General features: G+C 35.3%; 16 protein-coding genes. 10 read left to right on the top strand and 6 right to left on the bottom strand.

Annotated features, from left to right (window positions below):
- Positions 1 to 36: 36 nt before the first annotated feature.
- The 3 genes from UMM65_RS09920 to rpmH all read right to left on the bottom strand — a co-directional run bounded on the left by UMM65_RS09920 (position 37) and on the right by rpmH (position 5108).
- On the bottom strand, positions 37 to 1710 hold the full coding sequence (locus UMM65_RS09920; protein WP_321976356.1) for an AAA family ATPase: 1674 nt from the start codon (positions 1708 to 1710) through the stop codon (positions 37 to 39).
- A 242-nt stretch (positions 1711 to 1952) separates the two neighbouring features.
- Complete coding sequence (gene carB / locus UMM65_RS09915) at positions 1953 to 4802, bottom strand: carbamoyl-phosphate synthase large subunit (RefSeq protein WP_321976355.1); 2850 nt, start codon at positions 4800 to 4802, stop codon at positions 1953 to 1955.
- Between the two features lie 144 nt (positions 4803 to 4946).
- A complete protein-coding gene (gene rpmH / locus UMM65_RS09910; protein ID WP_321976354.1) occupies positions 4947 to 5108 on the bottom strand; it encodes a 50S ribosomal protein L34 in 162 nt (53 codons plus the stop codon).
- A gap of 182 nt (positions 5109 to 5290) precedes the next feature.
- On the opposite strand from rpmH, the gene UMM65_RS09905 reads away from it, so the two are divergent.
- The 9 genes from UMM65_RS09905 (at position 5291) to UMM65_RS09865 (ending at position 14945) form a co-directional block, all read left to right on the top strand.
- On the top strand, positions 5291 to 6178 hold the full coding sequence (locus tag UMM65_RS09905) for an SDR family oxidoreductase (RefSeq protein ID WP_321976353.1): 888 nt from the start codon (positions 5291 to 5293) through the stop codon (positions 6176 to 6178).
- A gap of 35 nt (positions 6179 to 6213) precedes the next feature.
- The gene (locus tag UMM65_RS09900; protein WP_321976352.1) at positions 6214 to 9027 is read left to right on the top strand and encodes a M16 family metallopeptidase; all 2814 of its coding nucleotides are present in this window, start codon (positions 6214 to 6216) and stop codon (positions 9025 to 9027) included.
- 141 nt (positions 9028 to 9168) lie between these two features.
- Complete coding sequence (locus UMM65_RS09895) at positions 9169 to 9939, top strand: ParA family protein (protein ID WP_321976351.1); 771 nt, start codon at positions 9169 to 9171, stop codon at positions 9937 to 9939.
- Positions 9932 to 10825 carry a ParB/RepB/Spo0J family partition protein gene (locus tag UMM65_RS09890; RefSeq protein WP_321976350.1) on the top strand — a complete coding sequence of 298 codons (894 nt, stop codon included), beginning with the start codon at positions 9932 to 9934 and terminating at the stop codon, positions 10823 to 10825. Before UMM65_RS09895 ends, UMM65_RS09890 begins: the two co-directional genes overlap by 8 nt.
- On the top strand, positions 10826 to 11407 hold the full coding sequence (locus UMM65_RS09885; RefSeq protein WP_321976349.1) for a DUF5683 domain-containing protein: 582 nt from the start codon (positions 10826 to 10828) through the stop codon (positions 11405 to 11407).
- 9 nt (positions 11408 to 11416) lie between these two features.
- Positions 11417 to 12118: a 4-hydroxy-tetrahydrodipicolinate reductase gene (gene dapB / locus UMM65_RS09880; protein WP_321976348.1), complete on the top strand. Its 702-nt coding sequence runs from the start codon at positions 11417 to 11419 to the stop codon at positions 12116 to 12118.
- A 282-nt stretch (positions 12119 to 12400) separates the two neighbouring features.
- Positions 12401 to 13963, top strand: a complete 1563-nt coding sequence (gene lepB / locus UMM65_RS09875) for a signal peptidase I (RefSeq protein WP_321976346.1) — start codon at positions 12401 to 12403, stop codon at positions 13961 to 13963.
- Positions 13964 to 14004: 41 nt separating this feature from the next.
- A complete protein-coding gene (locus tag UMM65_RS09870; RefSeq protein ID WP_321976436.1) occupies positions 14005 to 14634 on the top strand; it encodes a WbqC family protein in 630 nt (209 codons plus the stop codon).
- Positions 14625 to 14945 carry a DUF6122 family protein gene (locus UMM65_RS09865; protein WP_321976345.1) on the top strand — a complete coding sequence of 107 codons (321 nt, stop codon included), beginning with the start codon at positions 14625 to 14627 and terminating at the stop codon, positions 14943 to 14945. Before UMM65_RS09870 ends, UMM65_RS09865 begins: the two co-directional genes overlap by 10 nt.
- Here the strand turns inward: UMM65_RS09865 and UMM65_RS09860 are convergent.
- The 3 genes from UMM65_RS09860 to UMM65_RS09850 are packed head-to-tail and all read right to left on the bottom strand — an operon-like array spanning position 14940 to position 18445.
- Positions 14940 to 15113 carry a hypothetical protein gene (locus UMM65_RS09860; RefSeq protein WP_321976344.1) on the bottom strand — a complete coding sequence of 58 codons (174 nt, stop codon included), beginning with the start codon at positions 15111 to 15113 and terminating at the stop codon, positions 14940 to 14942. The two genes, UMM65_RS09865 and UMM65_RS09860, sit on opposite strands and share 6 nt — an antisense overlap.
- A gap of 58 nt (positions 15114 to 15171) precedes the next feature.
- Complete coding sequence (locus UMM65_RS09855; RefSeq protein ID WP_321976343.1) at positions 15172 to 18105, bottom strand: FAD-binding and (Fe-S)-binding domain-containing protein; 2934 nt, start codon at positions 18103 to 18105, stop codon at positions 15172 to 15174.
- Between the two features lies 1 nt (position 18106).
- Positions 18107 to 18445 carry a tRNA-binding protein gene (locus UMM65_RS09850; RefSeq protein WP_321976342.1) on the bottom strand — a complete coding sequence of 113 codons (339 nt, stop codon included), beginning with the start codon at positions 18443 to 18445 and terminating at the stop codon, positions 18107 to 18109.
- Between the two features lie 47 nt (positions 18446 to 18492).
- Between UMM65_RS09850 and UMM65_RS09845 the strand changes: the two genes are divergently transcribed.
- Positions 18493 to 19050 carry a thioredoxin family protein gene (locus tag UMM65_RS09845; RefSeq protein ID WP_321976341.1) on the top strand — a complete coding sequence of 186 codons (558 nt, stop codon included), beginning with the start codon at positions 18493 to 18495 and terminating at the stop codon, positions 19048 to 19050.
- Positions 19051 to 19091: the final 41 nt, after the last annotated feature.

The following is a 19091-nucleotide window of genomic DNA, read 5'->3' as shown; positions in this document are numbered from 1 at the left end:
ATGGGTTTACTTAATTATATAATTGATAAATAATTTTTACATAAACGCAATACATAACTTAATTTCTTCATAACCTACTTCACCGTTCAACGCATCAAAAATAGTTTTTGAACTTAAAGGTTTATCTTTAGGTTGCAGATCATACACTTTCTTTACTTTGTTAAAAAGTGCCTTTTTGGGTTTGTAAAAACTCAAATCTTCTTTGGGATAATCCTTGCGGATTCTAATGACATGACTTGAGATGGTCCCTGCCGTCAATCCCCTTTCTTTTGCGATTTTAAAAAGAGGTTTCTTTTGTCTTAAATAAGACAATGTAACTTCATAGGTAGATTGTTTGGTGGACTTTTTCTCTTTTATTTTTTTCTTGTTTTTTTCAATATCCTCTGCATTGGTAGTGCCTCCACAACTTCTAATAAATGGCGGTGCCATTTTTTTTAATTCGTCGAGTGTATATTTTTCGTCCACTTCTTTTGAGAGTTCTTGAAAACGAACGTCCGCTTTATGGGCTAAAGCATCAACTTTTAACGCCATTTCATTTAAACCTTTTAGTTGTAAATTTTCTATTCGTTTTAATCGCGACAACGCTACGTAACCTTGTCCGCGTTCAAAGGTTTTAGAAAGGTTTATTTCAGCCTCGTCCAAGGTCATCCCTTGGCATTTATGTACGGTAATTGCCCAAGCCAATCGCAATGGGAACTGGCTAAAGCTGGCTAGCACCTTGTTGTGGTCGTCTTGGATGGACCAATCTTCTTTTTCTACGGTAATAATCCTACCGTTTGATAGTTGTACTTTTGGAAAGCCATCTTCATTAAATCCAGTTACTTTTCCCAATGTGCCGTTAACAAATCCCTTTTCGGTATTGTTTTTAACGAACATCACTTTGGCACCGATCTTCAATTGTAGATTTTCGCTTGCCAAAACGGAATTCTTTAAGGTGTCAACTAATTTTTTGTTTCCTTTGAATGAGGCTTTAAAAGTTTTGGTTCTACCTTCTAATGCTACCAAATGTTCCGTATTTATTCTATCCACATCTATATTGTGTGTAAACAATTTGGTGGGTATTTCCTTGTTTTTAAGGCTGTGTTCAGTGGCTTCCTTTAAGGTTTGCAAGTTGTGCTGTGATACCTTTCCGGTACGGATTTCATTTAAAATAACGTTTAAACTATTATTGGTTTGGCGGTATTGTTCCGTTAAATAGCACACATTAAAATTAGCATTTACCCACGCTTCGGACATAAAAGAAAACTTATCCCTACTTTTTTCTCCATAGTTGCCAATTGGCGGAAGTTGGAAAAAATCACCGCTCAATACCACTTGAATACCACCAAAGGGTTCTTGATTTTCCTTAAAATACCGTAGCACTTTATCTACAAGATTAAGTTGGTTTTTATGCAACATGGAAATCTCGTCAATAATCAGAATTTTTGCTTTACCAAGGTTCTTTTTAAGGTATTTTTTGGATTTCATGCTTGCCAAATTCCCTTGTGTAAGATGTTCTTTGACGCCAATGCCGGACCAAGAATGGATGGTCATACCGTTCATGTGTGTGGCTGCAATACCAGTGGAGGCGGTTACTGCAACTGGCACTTTTCTAGCTCGTAAATAGTTGATGTATTCGTTAAGCACATACGTTTTTCCTGTACCTGCCGAACCTGTTAAAAAAACATTTTTACCCGATTTTAATATGGCCAAGGCTTTTTCTTGTTGCATAACGCGAAGATATAGAAAGTAGGAGAGATAATGAAGATTCTATATAAGATATAATTTTATTAGTCTGGAATTGAAAGATGTTAGACTGTTCCTTGCAGGAACTGATTATCCCTTAGTTGATTAACGAACAACGATTAACGAATTTTGATTTTTGAACTTTAATTTCAGAAATCGTTAATCAATATTCGTTAATCGTTAATCTTTTCCCTCGTACCTCTAAAATCGTCCCTCGTACTTTTTCCCTACTTACTCAAATACATTTTCCTTCGGGCATACAATTCATAAAACTGGTCGTCTTTTAAGCTATCGATAAACAAAATACTCTCTCCGGTAGATTTCATTTCAGGACCTAGTTTTTTATCTACATTAGGGAACTTATTAAACGAGAATACGGGCTGTTTAATGGCAAACCCTTTTAATTGTGGGTTAAAAGTGAAGTCTTTTACTTTTTTATCGCCAAGCATAACTTTAGTAGCATAATTTACGTAAGGTTCGCCATAAGCTTTGGCAATAAACGGTACAGTTCTCGAAGCTCTTGGATTGGCTTCAATAATATATACAATATCGTCTTTTATAGCAAATTGAATATTAATAAGGCCTACTGTCTTTAATGCTTTTGCGATTTTTACGGTATGGTCTTTTATCTGTTGCAAAACAAATTCACCTAAGTTAAAAGCAGGTAAAGTAGCATTAGAATCGCCCGAGTGTACGCCACACGGTTCAATATGTTCCATAATACCTATGGTGTAAACATCTTCGCCATCGCAAATGGAATCGGATTCTGCTTCAATAGCTCCGTCAAGATAATGATCTAATAACAATACGTTATTTGGAATTTTACGTAATAAATCAACTACGTGATTTTCTAATTCTTCTTTGTTGATAACGATTTTCATACCTTGTCCGCCTAATACGTAAGAGGGTCTTACCAAAATAGGGAAGTCCAATTCGTCGGCAACTGCTAATGCTTCATCCGCAGTTGTGGCAGTTCCAAATCGGGGATAAGGAATGTCCAGTTCTTTTAATAAGGTAGAGAAACGACCTCTATCTTCAGCTAAATCCAAAGCTTCAAAGGAAGTCCCAATGATTTTGATACCATATTTATCCAATTTTTCAGCCAATTTTAATGCGGTTTGTCCGCCCAATTGTACAATTACACCTTCGGGTTTTTCCAATTGAATAATGTCATATATATGTTCCCAAAAAACCGGTTCAAAATACAGTTTATCGGCAGTGTCAAAATCTGTAGAAACAGTCTCAGGATTACAGTTAATCATAATTGCTTCATAACCTGCTTCTTGAGCAGCTAACACCCCATGGACGCAACAATAGTCAAATTCAATACCTTGTCCAATACGGTTAGGGCCAGAGCCCAACACAATGATTTTCTTTTTGTCTGTGACTATAGATTCATTTTCGGCGGAAGCCACACCGTTTATAATACTATTATTCTCAAAAGTTGAGTAATAGTAAGGTGTTTGGGCTTTAAACTCTGCTGCACAAGTATCTACCAATTTGTAAACACGGTTAATGTTAAGTTCTTTCCGTCTGTTATAGACTTCGCTTTCGTAACAATCTAGCATATGGGCAATTTGCCTGTCTCCATAACCTTTCTGTTTTGCTTCCAATAATAGGTCCTTCGGTAACGTTTCCAAACTATGTGTTGATATTTCTTTTTCCAAAAAGTGCAGTTCTTCGTATTGACGTAAAAACCACATATCTATTTTGGTAATTTCGTGTATTCTGCTCAATGGCATTCCCATTTGAATGGCATCGTAAATGATGAAAACACGATCCCAACTCGGGTTTTTTAATTTATCGATAATCTTCTCATAATCTTTTTCGCCCTTACCGTCTGCACCGATTCCATTACGCTTAATTTCAAGTGATTGCGTTGCCTTATGTAAAGCTTCTTGGAAAGACCTTCCGATCCCCATAACTTCACCAACAGCTTTCATTTGTAGGCCTAAAGTACGGTCTGAACCTTCAAATTTATCAAAATTCCAACGTGGTATTTTTACAATTACATAATCTAATGTAGGTTCAAAGAGGGCAGAAGTAGATTTTGTGATCTGATTGTCCAGTTCGTCCAAATTATATCCAATGGCCAATTTTGTTGCTATTTTCGCTATGGGATATCCTGTTGCTTTAGATGCTAATGCTGAAGATCGCGAAACACGAGGATTTATTTCAATGGCAATTATCTCTTCTTTTTCATCTGGACTTACCGCAAATTGTACGTTACATCCACCTTCAAAGTCGCCTATCGAACGCATCATGTGTATGGCCATATCACGCATTTTCTGATAGGTTTTATCTGACAAGGTCATTGCTGGAGCCACCGTAATGGAATCACCGGTATGAATACCCATCGGATCCATATTTTCTATAGCACAAATAATTACTACATTGTCATTTCTATCACGTAATAGTTCCAGTTCATACTCTTTCCAACCCATCATGGCTTTGTCAATCATCACTTCATGGATAGGTGAGGCTTCAAGGCCTCTTCTTAGCAATTCATCAAAATCTTCTGGCTTATAAACAATCGATGCTCCCGCACCTCCTAAAGTATAGGACGAGCGAATAACAAGTGGAAACCCAAACTCTTGTGCTATTTCTTTACCTTTTAAGAAAGATGTTGCGGTAGCTTGAGGAGCCATACCAACACCAATTTCACCCATTAAATTTCGGAATTGTTCTCTATCTTCAGTAATATTGATGGCATCTATGTCAACGCCAATAAGTTTTACACCAAAATCTTTCCAAATACCTTTATTATCGGCTTCAATACAAAGGTTTAATGCAGTTTGCCCTCCCATTGTTGGCAAAACCGCATCTATTTGAGGATGATCGGTTAAAATTTTAACTAAAGATTTTGTAGTCAAGGGTAATAAGTAAACGTGATCAGCCATTGAGGGATCCGTCATGATAGTAGCTGGATTCGAATTGATGAGAATAGTTTCGATTCCTTCCTCGGTTAAAGATCTTAAAGATTGACTTCCTGAATAATCAAACTCACAAGCTTGACCGATAATGATTGGACCTGAACCTATAATTAAAACAGATTTGATGGCTGTATTTTTTGGCATTTTATGGATTTATTTTTTGCGGATACAAATATTTAAAATTTCTATTTTCTTTAACCTAATAATTTTAAAAACTTATTAAGAAGATATAAAAAAAAGGTGTTACTAAAAAAGTAACACCTTGTATATAATTGAAATTGAATTTCATTATTTTTTCGGGCTAGGATCAGATGAAACTGAAAGTCTCTTTCTACCTTTAGCTCTTCTACGGGCTAAAACTTTTCTTCCGTTTACACTTGCCATTCTTTCTCTAAAGCCGTGTTTGTTCTTTCTTTTTCTCTTTGACGGTTGATACGTTCTTTTACTCATTATTCTATATCTTTAAAAATCTTCTTATCAGTTAAATAAGCTTTTTATAAGCCCTTGCTAAAATCGACCGCAAATATACAAATCCTTTTGTTTTGCACAATAGTTTTTTTAATAAAAAAATAAAGAGATTTATTCTGGTCGTTTTTAGGATTTTTCAATAATTTTACAAGAAAATAAACTTAATGAATACATATCAAGAGTCAATGCTCAAAGAAGGCAGTTTAAAGGATAGGGTAATTGTAATTACAGGCGGCGGAAGTGGGCTTGGCAAAGCAATGACCACTTATTTTTTAGAACTGGGGGCAAATGTGGTAATCACCTCTCGGAATTTAGAAAAATTAAATACTGTTAAAGCCGAGTTGGAAGAAAAAACAGGAGGCAAAGTATTACCCGTACAGTGTGATGTTAGAAATTATGATGAAGTAGAAGCCATGCTCAGAGCTTCTTTGGACGAATATGGAAAAGTTGATGGACTGTTGAACAATGCGGCCGGTAATTTTATAAGTCCCACAGAAAGATTATCCTCAAATGCATTTGACACCATTATTGATATTGTATTAAAAGGTACAAAAAACTGTACTTTGGCTTTTGGTAAACACTGGATTGCCGAAAAACAAACTAAAGCTACGGTATTAAATATAGTAACTACCTATGCTTGGACAGGTTCTGCCTATGTGGTGCCATCGGCAACAGCAAAAGCAGGAGTATTAGCCATGACACGTTCTTTAGCAGTAGAGTGGGCAAAGTATAATATTAGATTTAATGCCATTGCACCAGGACCATTCCCCACCAAAGGTGCATGGGACAGGTTATTACCTGGAGATTTAAAAGATAAATTTGATATGAAAAAGAAAGTGCCATTACGTAGGGTAGGAGAACACCAAGAATTGGCAAATTTAGCAGCGTATTTAATGTCAGACTTTTCTGCCTATGTTAATGGTGAGGTAATTACAATAGATGGTGGCGAATGGTTGCAAGGTGCGGGACAATTTAATATGTTGGAGCAAATACCACAGGAGATGTGGGATATGTTAGAAATGATGATTCGGTCCAAAAAGAATAAAAACTAAATAATTATAATAGGAACATTAAAACCAAAACTACAATGAGAAAACTAATTTACGCATTAGCGGTGCTATTTATTAGTACTACAGCTTTTGCACAAGAAACAACAGACTTAAACGCTAAAATTCCTACCGACCCGAACGTAAGGATTGGCAAATTAGAAAATGGACTCACTTATTATATTCGGAACAATGGTAAACCAGAAAATAAAGTTGAACTGCGGTTGGTCATAAATGCTGGATCAATTTTAGAAGACGAAGATCAGCAAGGTTTGGCCCATTTTATGGAGCATATGAATTTTAACGGTACCAAGAACTTTGAAAAGAACGAGTTGGTAGATTATTTACAAAGTATTGGTGTGAAATTTGGTGCACACTTAAATGCGTACACAAGTTTTGACGAAACTGTTTATGAGTTGCCAATTCCGAGTGATGATGAAGAAAAATTGGAAAAGGGATTTCAAATTATCGAAGATTGGGCTTTTAATACATTGCTAACAAATGAAGAAATTGAGAACGAAAGAGGTGTGGTGCTAGAAGAGTACCGAATAGGCTTAGGGGCGAATAAACGAATGTTGGCCAATTATTTACCTAAAATGATGTACAATTCTCAGTACGCTGAAAGATTGCCTATCGGTAAAAAAGAGATTTTAGAGAATTTTAAGCCCGAAGCTATTAAAAGATTCAGGGACGATTGGTACAGACCAGATTTAATGGCGGTTATTGCCGTGGGTGATGTTGATTTGGACAAGTTGGAGGCTAAGATTAAAGAACATTTTAGCAATGCAAAAGCTAAAACCAACCCACGAGAGCGTAAAGTATTTGAAGTTCCAAATCATGAAGAGACACTCATTTCCATATCAACAGATAAGGAGGCTACTTTTAACCAAGTGCAGTTATTGCATAAAGACCATGAGACTCCAAAGTCCACAATTACCTTAGAAGATTATAGAAAATCAATAGTCAAAAGCTTATTTTCCCAAATGATAAATAACCGATTAAGAGAATTGGCCAATGGTGAAAACCCTCCATTTGTCTTTGGTTCTTCGTTCTACGGAGGTACTCTGGCCAGAAGCAAAAATGCTTATCAATCAAGAGCAATGTCCAGTCCAACTGGTCAACTAACAGCTTTAAAAACGTTGTTAGAAGAAAACGAACGTGTAAAGCGTCACGGTTTTCAGGAAGATGAGCTTAAACGTGCCAAAACAGCAATTTTAGCCAGTATAGAAAAGGCATTTCAAAATAAGGATAAAAACGAATCGGCCAGCTATGTAGGGGAATATGCACGTAATTTTCTAGAAAAAGAACCTATACCCGGAATTGATTGGGAATATAATTTTTATAAAAAAACATTGCCAACCATTCAATTGGATGAAATCAACAAATTAATTTCCAATTACTTGCACAAAGATAACAGAGTGGTTATATTAACGGGTTCTGATAAAGAAGATACTCCTAAAATTACCGAACAACAAGTGACTGATTTATTGGCCGAAGTAGAAAAATCTGACATTAAACCTTATGAAGATTCTGATTTAGGGGAATCTTTAATGTCAGAAATTCCGAAAGCAGGAGCAATAATCAAAGAAGTTAAAGACGAAAATTTAGGAACAACTACATTAACCTTGGTCAATGGAGCAACGGTAGTGTATAAAAAAACAGATTTTAAAGACGATGAGGTACTTTTTGAGGCTTTTAGTTACGGAGGAACCAATGAATATGATTTAGATACCTATAAAAAAACGGCAAGAGCCAATGCCGGTTTAAACGAAGCGGGAGTAAATGGTTATAATAAAACAGATCTCGGTAAAATGCTAACGGGTAAAATTGCATCTGTAAGCCCGTTTATTGGAGCATCGAGTGAAGGACTATCTGGCAGGTCAACCCCAAAAGATTTAGAAACCTTATTCCAATTAATTTATTTGAATTTTACCGCTTTAAATAAAGATGAAAAAGCATTTGCTTCTTTTGCTAGTAAACAAAAAGCTTTTTTAGCGAGTATAATGTCCAACCCCAATGTTTATTTTCAAATAGAATTGGGAAAATTCATGAACCAAAAAAACGAAAGATATTTGGGCTTTCCAACCCCAGAAGAATTTGATAACGCCGATTATAATTTAGCATATGAAAAATATAAAGAGCGTTTTGCCAATGCCGGAGATTTTAATTTCTATTTTGTAGGAAATTTTGATGAAGCCAAATTAAGAGAATTTTCAAAACAATATTTAGCAAGCCTTCCAAGTACCGATACAAAAGAAGATATAAAAGATTTAGGATTTAGGTCTCTATCGGGCTCTCACGAAAAAATTATTAAAAAAGGTACAGAACCCAAAAGTAATGTACTGATTCAGTATAGTGGTGAGACTAAATATAATGCCAAAGACGACCATCTATTGCGAAGTCTTGGCGAAATTTTAACAATTAAGTTGGTTGAAAAACTTCGTGAAGAAGAAGCTGGTGTTTACGGAGTTGGTGCAGGAGGAGGATTGAGCAAATTACCTTATGGTGCTTATAGTTTTACCATTTCTTTCCCATGCGGACCAGAGAATGTTGAAAAATTGAAAGAAGCGGCTTTGGCACAGGTTCAAGAAATTATTGAAAACGGGCCTACGGAAGAAGATGTTGAAAAGGTGAAACAAGCTCAACTAATGGAGTATAAAGAAAACTTGAAGAAAAACGATTATTGGATAGGAGCTTTAAAAAGTGTCGATTTTGACAAGTTGGATAAGTCCAGAATAACAGGTAAAACAAAACAAATCGACAATATTACTGTTGAAAGTATCCAAGCGGTTGCCAATAAATATCTTACCGATGGTTATATCTTGGCTATCCTATATCCAGAAAATCACGAATAAAACTTATTAACATTATAATAAACTGCCTTAGAGATTGGAAACAATCCTAAGGCAGTTTTTTTGTTCATGTTTTGTTTACAACTTCATTTCTATAACTCATAAATAGTTGTATTTTTATACCCTAAAAATTTAAGGAGTTTAATGGGTAAAATTATAGCCGTTGCAAATCAAAAAGGAGGCGTAGGAAAAACTACTACAACAGTTAACCTAGCTGCTGCTTTAGGCGTGTTGGAGAAGAAAGTTTTATTGATAGATGCAGATCCACAAGCCAATGCAACTTCAGGTTTGGGAATAGATGTTGATGGTGTTACTGCAGGTACTTATCAATTATTGGAACATTCAGTAAATATTAAGGATGCTATTGTTACGACCAATTCGCCAAATGTTGATGTCGTTCCTTCGCACATTGATTTGGTTGCCATTGAATTGGAATTGGTTGATAAAGACCATCGAGAATACATGCTTAAACAAGCGATTAAGGAAGTAAAGAACGATTACGATTTCATATTAATAGATTGTGCTCCATCATTAGGGTTAATAACCTTAAACGCTCTGACTTCAGCGGATTCCGTGATTATTCCCATTCAATGTGAATATTATGCACTTGAGGGATTGGGTAAATTGCTAAACACAATAAAGAGCGTTCAAAAAGTCCATAATCCTGATTTGGATATAGAAGGATTGTTACTTACCATGTACGATTCTCGTTTACGACTTTCCAATCAAGTAGTTGCGGAAGTAAAAAAACACTTTCAGAATATGGTGTTTAAGACTATAATCCAACGAAATATACGTTTGGGCGAAGCACCGAGTTATGGCGAGAGCATTATTGCGTATGATGCCACGAGTAAAGGTGCGGTAAATTATATTAACTTAGCACACGAAATTTTAAAAAAGAACAAGAATGGCTAAAGCTGTAAAAAAGCAGGCATTAGGTAGGGGATTATCAGCATTGTTAAAAGACCCTGTTGATGATATTCGTTCTGTACGAGACAAAAACGCCGATAAAGTTGTAGGTAATATTGTTGAAATCGAGTTGTCTTCAATTGAGGTAAATCCTTTTCAGCCCAGAACCCATTTTAACGAAGAAGACTTAAAAGAGTTAGCAGATTCTATAAGGGAATTGGGCGTGATTCAGCCTATTACCGTTAGAAAATTAGAAGGTCATAAATTCCAACTGGTTTCTGGTGAACGTCGTTTTAGAGCTTCAAAACTTATTGGTTCTAAAACCATTCCAGCCTATATTAGATTGGCAAATGACCAAGAAATGCTGGAAATGGCATTGGTTGAAAACATCCAGCGTAAAGATTTAGATCCTATAGAAGTTGCCTTATCTTATCAACGATTAATCGAAGAGATAAACCTTACTCAAGAAGAATTAAGTAAGCGTGTTGGTAAAGACAGGTCAACGGTAACCAATTATTTGAGACTGTTAAAATTAGACCCGATCATACAAACAGGTATGCGTGATGGTTTTTTATCCATGGGGCATGGAAGGGCATTAATTAGTGTCGATAATTTTGCAAAGCAGTTGGATATTTACGAGAAAATTATCAAAAATAACCTTTCCGTAAGGCAAACCGAGCAATTGGTGAAGAACGTACGTGAAGGTAAATCAACTGAAAAAGTTACCGTTACCAATACTGTCCCGGAATATATCAAACAAAGCACTAAAGAAATTAGTGATTTTGTAGGAAACAAAGTAAAAATTAGACTTTCGGGCGAAAATAAAGGAAAAATAGAAATCCCTTTTAGTTCACAAGAAGATTTTAATCGCATAAAAAAATTATTGCAATAGATGTTCAAATGGTGTGTCTATATTGCATTCTTTTTAAGCTCTTTTGCTAATGTTTTTGCACAAGACACGATTCCATCTAAACTGAAAGTCAGTAAAATCGATACCACTTTTGTAGCTGATGAAATTAATATTTTAGCACCTTCAAAAGCGGCATTTTATTCAGCTGTTTTTCCTGGATTGGGGCAGATTTACAACAAAAAGTATTGGAAAACGCCTATAGTTTGGGCAGCAGTGGGTACTGGTGTTTATTTTTATGTTGATAATAACAATAAATATAACAGATACAGAGAAGCTTTTAAATTGGAACTTGCCGACAGGCCACATGAATTTGATGGTACAGGCGAAAAACCTCAATTAACTAAAGCCAGTTTGGAAAGAGCTCAGAATTTTTACAAAAAAAATAGGGATTTATCGTTGTTCATTTCCATAGGTTTGTACATTTTAAATATTATTGAAGCCAACGTAGATGCCCATTTACCCGATAAAGCCTTAAATACCAATATTTCGTTCAATCCCACAATTTTTACGATGCCCGCTACAAATCAAGCGGGATTCGGTGCAACAATCAGTTTTAATTTTTAATTTAGCCGCATGAAAATAGCATTATTCGGATATGGTAAAATGGGTAAGACCATTGAAAGAATTGCATTGGAAAGAGGCCACACAATTGTGGCTAAAATAGATGTAGATACAACCGATTATGAGTTGTCAAAAGCTGATGTTGCCATAGATTTTAGCGTACCTGCAGAAGCTTTTAACAATATAAACTTATGCTTTAACAACAATGTTCCAATTGTCTCGGGTACAACAGGTTGGTTAGATGATTTTGATAGGGCAGTGGCAAATTGCAAATCAAAAAATGGAGCATTTATTTACGCATCGAATTATAGTTTAGGCGTTAATTTATTTTTTGAATTGAACAAGCAACTTGCTAAGCTAATGAAGGATTTTGATGTTTATAATGTGAGTTTAGAAGAAACGCATCATACACAAAAATTAGATGCTCCAAGCGGTACAGCAATAACATTGGCAGAGGGAATTATTGAACAAACCAATAAACAAAACTGGAGTTTAGATGTAACAGAAAACGAAAAGACCATACCAATAACATCAAAACGGATAGAAAATGTGCCAGGCACGCATATAGTTTCCTATACATCGGATGTTGATGAAATAGAAATAACCCATACCGCCAAAAATAGAGATGGTTTTGCATTAGGTGCCGTTATTGCGGCAGAGTGGCTAAAAGATAAAAAAGGAATTTTCACCATGAAAGATGTGTTGGGAATTTGATATACGAATTGATTATCCGTAATGTGACATAATCGGTTCGTCACCCTGAACTTGTTTCAGGGTCGCATCAAATAAATATCTGAATTTTAAGCAGTTATGAGATGCTGAAACAAGTTCAGCATGACGTGCACAATATTATTACTAATAACGGATAATCAATATACGAATTACGATTGGAGAGTTTTGATTTTTTGAAATTAATTTCTTGAGTTTAATTGGAATTTGGTACTTGAAATTTGTTTTTTAAACCTTGAACTAATAACACAATAACTTACAACAAAGATGACATTTACAGAATGGTTTATATTTTTCCTAGTAATACAAGTAATCCACTTTTTAGGAACTTGGAAATTATATGTAAAAGCAGGAAGACAGGCTTGGGAAGCCGCCATACCCGTTTATAATGCCATAATATTAATGAAAATTATCAATCGCCCATGGTGGTGGGTAATTTTACTATTTATTCCTATCGTCAACTTGCTGATGTTTCCAGTGGTTTGGGTAGAAACCATTAGAAGTTTTGGTAAAAATTCAAGATTAGATACTATTCTTGTAATTATAACGCTTGGACTTTATATTTTTTACGTCAATTATGCGACTGATGTTGAGTATATTGAAGATAGAAGTTTAAAACCACGTACAACCGCAGGGGAGTGGATTAGCTCTATTGTTTTTGCAATTATAGCAGCTACGTTGGTTCATACCTATGTAATGCAGCCTTATACAATCCCTTCTTCTTCTTTGGAAAAGACATTGTTAATAGGCGATTTCCTGTTCGTGAGTAAATTCCATTATGGAGCAAGGGTGCCAATGACTACGGTCGCTTTGCCAATGGTACATGACACGATTCCTTTTACCAATAGTAAATCATATCTTTTTAATGATAACATTGAGAAAAAGGAAACCTCTTGGAAAAATAAATTGCAATTGCCCTATATGCGATTGCCCGGTTTCCAAAAAATAAAACGTAACGATATTGTGGTTTTCAATCAACCTGCGGATACTTTGTTGGATATGAACAAATTCAATCCCGATAGAAATTATTACAAGCCCATTGATAAAAAAACGAATTTGGTTAAGCGTTGTGTGGCTATTGCTGGAGATTCATTGGAAATACGTGACGGTTATATTTATATTAATGGAGAACGTACAACTTATAACGATAGAGCTAAAATACAATATAATTTTAACGTCAATACTGGGGGTCAAGCAATAAGCCAAACTGCTTTGGCCAATAGGTATAATGTAAGGGAAGGTGGTCGTATGCAAAATGGAAATTATTTTTTAACCTTAACTGATGAAGAAGCAGCTCTTATTGCTAAAAACCCGGCTGTAAAAAGCGTTACAAAATCTATGCAACCTAAGGGTAGGGATGGCGGTGTTTTTCCACATGTACCTTCATTGGGATGGAATACAGATAATTTTGGCCCCATTTACATCCCTAAAAAAGGGGAAACTGTTAAATTGACAAAAGAAAGTTTACCTTTCTATAAAAGGCTTATCAGAGAATATGAAGGAAATAACTTGATTATTAACGGAGATGAAATTCTCATTAACGGAAAAGATGCTGATAGCTATACTTTCAAGCAAGATTATTATTGGATGATGGGTGATAACCGTCAAAACTCTTTAGATGCTCGTGCTTGGGGCTTTGTACCTTTTGATCACGTCGTAGGCAAGCCTGTATTAATTTGGATGAGCTGGGAAGGCTGGAGCCCACGTTGGGAACGTTTCTTTACAACTGTTGGTGGTAACGGAAAACCAGTATCCTATTTTAAATGGTTTATTGGTTTAGTGGTGCTTTGGTTTGTTTTCGACTTTTTTAGGAAAAGAAGGAAAAAATAGATAGCAGTATTTTAATGCAATAGTTTTTGTCTTAGTCATTAATTCATTTTTTCATTATCATTTTATATCCAACATATTTCTCTCCAATAATCCATTTTATTGCGTTGGCTCATACAAACGAAGCTACTTTTGAGGTTGAGGATAACTACCAAAAGCAAACCTACAGAACCCGATGTTATATTTACGGTGCAAATGGCAAACAATTACTTAATATACCTGTATTACAAGGCAATAGTAAGCAAAAAACAAAAGACGTGTTGTTGGACAATAGCATTAGTTGGCAGCGACAGCATATCAAATCTATGGCATCTGCGTATAAGTCGTCACCATTTTATGAGTTTTATGAGGATGATTTGAGAGCATTGCTTTTAAAAAAACATAAATATCTACTTGATTTAAATTTGGATTCCCAGGAATTGATGATTGACAATTTACCTATGGAAATTACTATCCACAGAACAAAGGATTTCCAGCTAAATTATCACAAGAGTGTTGACTTCCGTTTTTTGGCGGATGCCAAATCAAAAAAGAAATACAATTTACCAAAGTACTACCAAGTTTTTTCTGATAAACATGGATTTATTCCAAACCTAAGTATATTGGATTTATTGTTTATGGAAGGGCCAAATGCTATTAATTATCTAGAAAATCAAGAAGTTGAATGGATTTAGAAGTTGTTAGAAGTATTATCCATTACAATTTGCATTTTCTTTTTCCTGGAATTTTGGCATATATTTTCTTTCCATCAATATGGAAGAAAGCATGGTTAATACTAATTTTAACTATGGTGATAGATTTAGACCATTTGCTGGCTACACCTTTTTTTGATCCACTCAGATGTAGTATAAATTACCATCCGTTACATACCTATTATGCCGCCGTAATTTACGTTGGAATGCTATTCCTCAAAATCACTCGAATAGTAGCTGTGGGATTGCTATTTCACTTAATAACCGATGCATTGGATTGTTTGTGGTTATAATTTATCTTTTAACACATTTAATGCCCATGCTATTAAAAAGAACCCAACTCCCGTAATAATTGGTGGTAGCATTACTTTGGGCCCGTAGAAACCGCCGATGTATATCATAGCTATTCCTAATAGTATAAGTAAAATTGCAACCGTTGTTAAAACTTTATTTTTGTTCATTTTTATTGGATTTATGGTAATAATATAATTAAAACTTGAATAACAAACAAAATTAAGTTTATTCCAAGGCCTGTAAAAGTATTTGCACCGGATGCGATGCAACCTTTTGTGTTCCGTCAAAAATCTGATGTCTACAACTAGTTCCAGCAGCAGAAATTTCAGTTTTGGGATTAAGTTTCCTGATTTTAGAAAAAAGCGATTGTTCGCCAACTTGCATACTCAATTCATAATGTTCTTTTTCATATCCAAAAGAACCTGCCATACCACAGCATCCTGAATTGATAATAGTTACCTCATAATTTTCCGGCAAATTTAACATGTTGAAAGTCGCTGATATCGTAGATAGCGATTTCTGATGACAATGACCGTGAATTTTAATTTCTTTAGTTTCTCTAGTAAATTGCGAAGTATTAATATTGCCTGCTACTATTTCGTTGCTTAAAAACTCTTCAATGGTATATGCATGAAATGCCAACGATTTAGCAGCTTCTTTATCTTCTGCTAGACGTAAATATTCATCTCTAAAGGTTAAAATCGCCGAAGGCTCAATACCCACCAGAGGATTGTCTTTGTGAATGTTATCTTTAAAAACTGCAATATTTTTATTCGCTAATGCTTTGGCTTCATCTAAAAATCCTTTTGAGATATGGCTTCTACCGCTTTCAACATGATCAATAAAATTGATTTTATATCCTAATTTGGTCAATAATTTTATAGCATCAATTCCTATTTGAACATCATAATAATTGGTAAACTCATCGCAAAATAGCGTCAATTTGCCTTTAAGTGGTAGGGTTGGCTTTAATTGGGACTTGTTTTTTTTAATCCATTTTCTCAAGGTTTGTTTTGCCAATTTAGGAACACTTCGCTCAATGGCAATACCCATAACCTTTTTGGAAACGGATGTATTTAAAATGGTGTTTGTTAAAGTTGGAAAAATGCTGCCCCATTTATTATATTTGACATTATTGGCAAACATTTTTGTTCTAAAAGAAGGTTTATTCACCTTTTGGTATTGATACAAAAACTCCGCTTTAAAACTGGCAACATCAACATTACTAGGACATTCACTTGCACACGCCTTACAACTTAAGCATAGGTCAAATACCTTTTTAAGCTCTTCGTGGTCAAATTTATTGTCGTTGTCAGTCCCGATAGCTATCGGGATTGTTAAAAATTCACGTAAGGCATTAGCTCTCGCCCTTGTTGTGTCTTTTTCGTCTAAAGTAGCTCTGTAACTTGGGCACATCATGCCACCCATATTCGTGGTTTTACGGCAATCTCCGGAACCATTACATTTTTCGGCAGCTTTTAAGATGCCTTCGGAATCCGAAAAATCCATTAGGGTTTTAATATCAGGCTCTTTTCTGTCGACTTCGTAACGCAAAGATTCATCCATAGGAAAAGCGTCCACAATTTTACCTTTGTTAAAAATGTTGTTAGGATCAAAAGCGTACTTTATCCGTTTGAGCAGTTCATAGTTTTTATCTCCGATCATCATTGGAATAAAAGCTCCACGTACAATACCATCTCCATGTTCACCACTAAATGAGCCTTTGTATTTTTTGACCAATTTTGCTGTTTCTGTTGTGATGGTTTTGAATAGAACTACGTCTTCTGATTTTTTTAAATTCAGAATAGGGCGGAGGTGTAATTCACCTGCACCTGCATGAGCATAATACACGGCTTTCTGGCCATAATTATCCATCATAGCGGTAAACTCCTTGATATATTCGGGTAAGTCCTTTAAATCTACCGCAGTATCCTCTATACAGGCTACGGCTTTATTATCTCCTACAATATTGCCGAGTAAGCCTAGCCCAGCTTTACGAAGTTCAGCCGCTTTTTCACTATCTTCATTAAACAATTTTGGATAGGCATAGCCAAAATTGTGTTTTTTGAGATCAACAATCAATATATCCGCCAATTTATCGGTTTCCTCATCAGTATCCGCTTTTATTTCTAATAATAAAATAGCTTTTGGATCTCCCTCAACGAAATACCTATTTTTAAGTTGCTCACGATTGTTTTTCGTGCAATCGAGTATGGTTTTGTCCATCAACTCACAGGTATATAAATTGTGATTCATAGCGACAACGGTGGCTTCAAGACTTTCCTGAATGCTATTGAAATGTGCTGCAACCACAACACTTTTAGGCGGTGGTAAATCATCTAATTGTAACTTGATTGCCGTTGTAAATGCCAATGTTCCTTCACTGCCACAAAGCAATTTTGCGATATTTATATGTTCATTGGAATCTGTAAATATTGATGTTTTCAAAAGCTCGTCAACCGCATAACCCGTATTTCTTCGGTGGATAGATGGTTTAGGAAATTCCTTGATGATTTCCCGTTGATTTTCCTTGTCTGAAAGTTCATGGAAAAGTGTGTTATAAATGCCACTTTCTAAATTTTTTCCTTTTAATTTTTGGTTAAAAGTATCCTTGTCTAATGATTCAAATACAGTTTCTGAACCATCTGATAATGAAACATTTAAACTAATAATTTTATCTCGTGTAACACCATATTGAATGGAGGTTGTTCCAGAGGAATTATTGCCCACCATACCACCAATCATACACCGATTACTGGTAGAAGTATTGGGGCCAAAAAAAAGTCCAAAAGGTTTAAGGTAAAGGTTCAATTCGTCCCGCACGATACCGGGCTGCACTGTTATGGTTTTTGCGTTTTCGTCAAACTCCAATATTTCTGTAAAATACTTGGAAATATCGACCACAATGCCATCACCAACACATTGCCCTGCCAATGAAGTTCCTGCTGCCCTTGGTATTAATGTAATTTGATGTGTTTGTGCAAAATCAATAAGTAACTTTAGATCGTTACTATTTTTAGGTAACGCTACGGCTAATGGAATTTTTCTATAAACAGAAGCGTCCGTAGCATAAATACTCTTGTGCAAATCGTCAAAAAAGAGTTCGCCAGACAGTTTTTCTTCTAATCTTGGTAGGTTTATTTTGGTTGTTGAAGGCATCTTAATTTATGGGTGTACCGCTGATTGTTTTTGTTGATGTTTTTAAAAGTACCACTTCATTTTTATCGTTGTAAACACCTAAAACCAGACATTCACTTACGAAATTAGCAATTTGTTTGGGTTTAAAATTAACCACAGCGGTTATTTGTTTGTTCAGTAAATCTTCTTTTGAATACAGTTCAGTTATTTGAGCACTTGATTTTTTGATTCCTAATTTGCCAAAATCAATAGTCAATTGATAAGCGGGTTTTTTAGCTTTAGGAAAATCGTTAACCTCAATAATAATCCCAGTTCGGATATCTACTTTGGTAAAATCTTCAAAAGAAATGATGTCTGACATATATTTTGTAATTTTATAGTTTAAAGCTACAAATATAATTTAAAAAAATGGCTAGGACACCCTCAAATATGATTCCCTTGGGAACTAAAGCTCCCAATTTTAATTTAATGGATTCTGTTACCAATAAAATATTATCATTGAAAGGACTAAAGGGTGATAAAGGAACAGTTATTTTCTTTATTTGCAACCATTGCCCGTTCGTAATTCATGTAAATGAGGAGTTGGTCAACGTAGCGAACTATTATATGGACAAAGGGATATCTTTTGTGGCTATTTCTTCCAATGATGTTGAAGATTATCCACAAGATTCACCAGAATTAATGAAAAAGGTAGCTGGTGATATGAACTATCCATTCCCGTATTTGTATGACGAAACTCAAGAAGTAGCAAAAGCTTATGATGCGGCTTGCACGCCAGACATTTATGTTTTTGATGAAGTTTTGAAGTTAGTATATCGAGGTCAATTGGACGATTCCCGTCCAGGGAATGGGGTAGAAGTAACAGGTAAGGATTTACGCCATGCATTGGATTGCTTATTGCAAGATAAAGAAAATAATGCCCTTCAAAAACCAAGTATTGGCTGTAATATTAAATGGAAACGTTAGAAACGTAGCACCGCTACGCTTATCGCATCAACATGCCATCT

The organism is Aureibaculum koreense (assembly GCF_034296135.1).
Taxonomy (GTDB): domain Bacteria; phylum Bacteroidota; class Bacteroidia; order Flavobacteriales; family Flavobacteriaceae; genus Aureibaculum.
The sequence above is the reverse complement of the archived record's forward strand: the minus strand, read 5'-3'. Positions and strand labels throughout refer to the sequence as shown.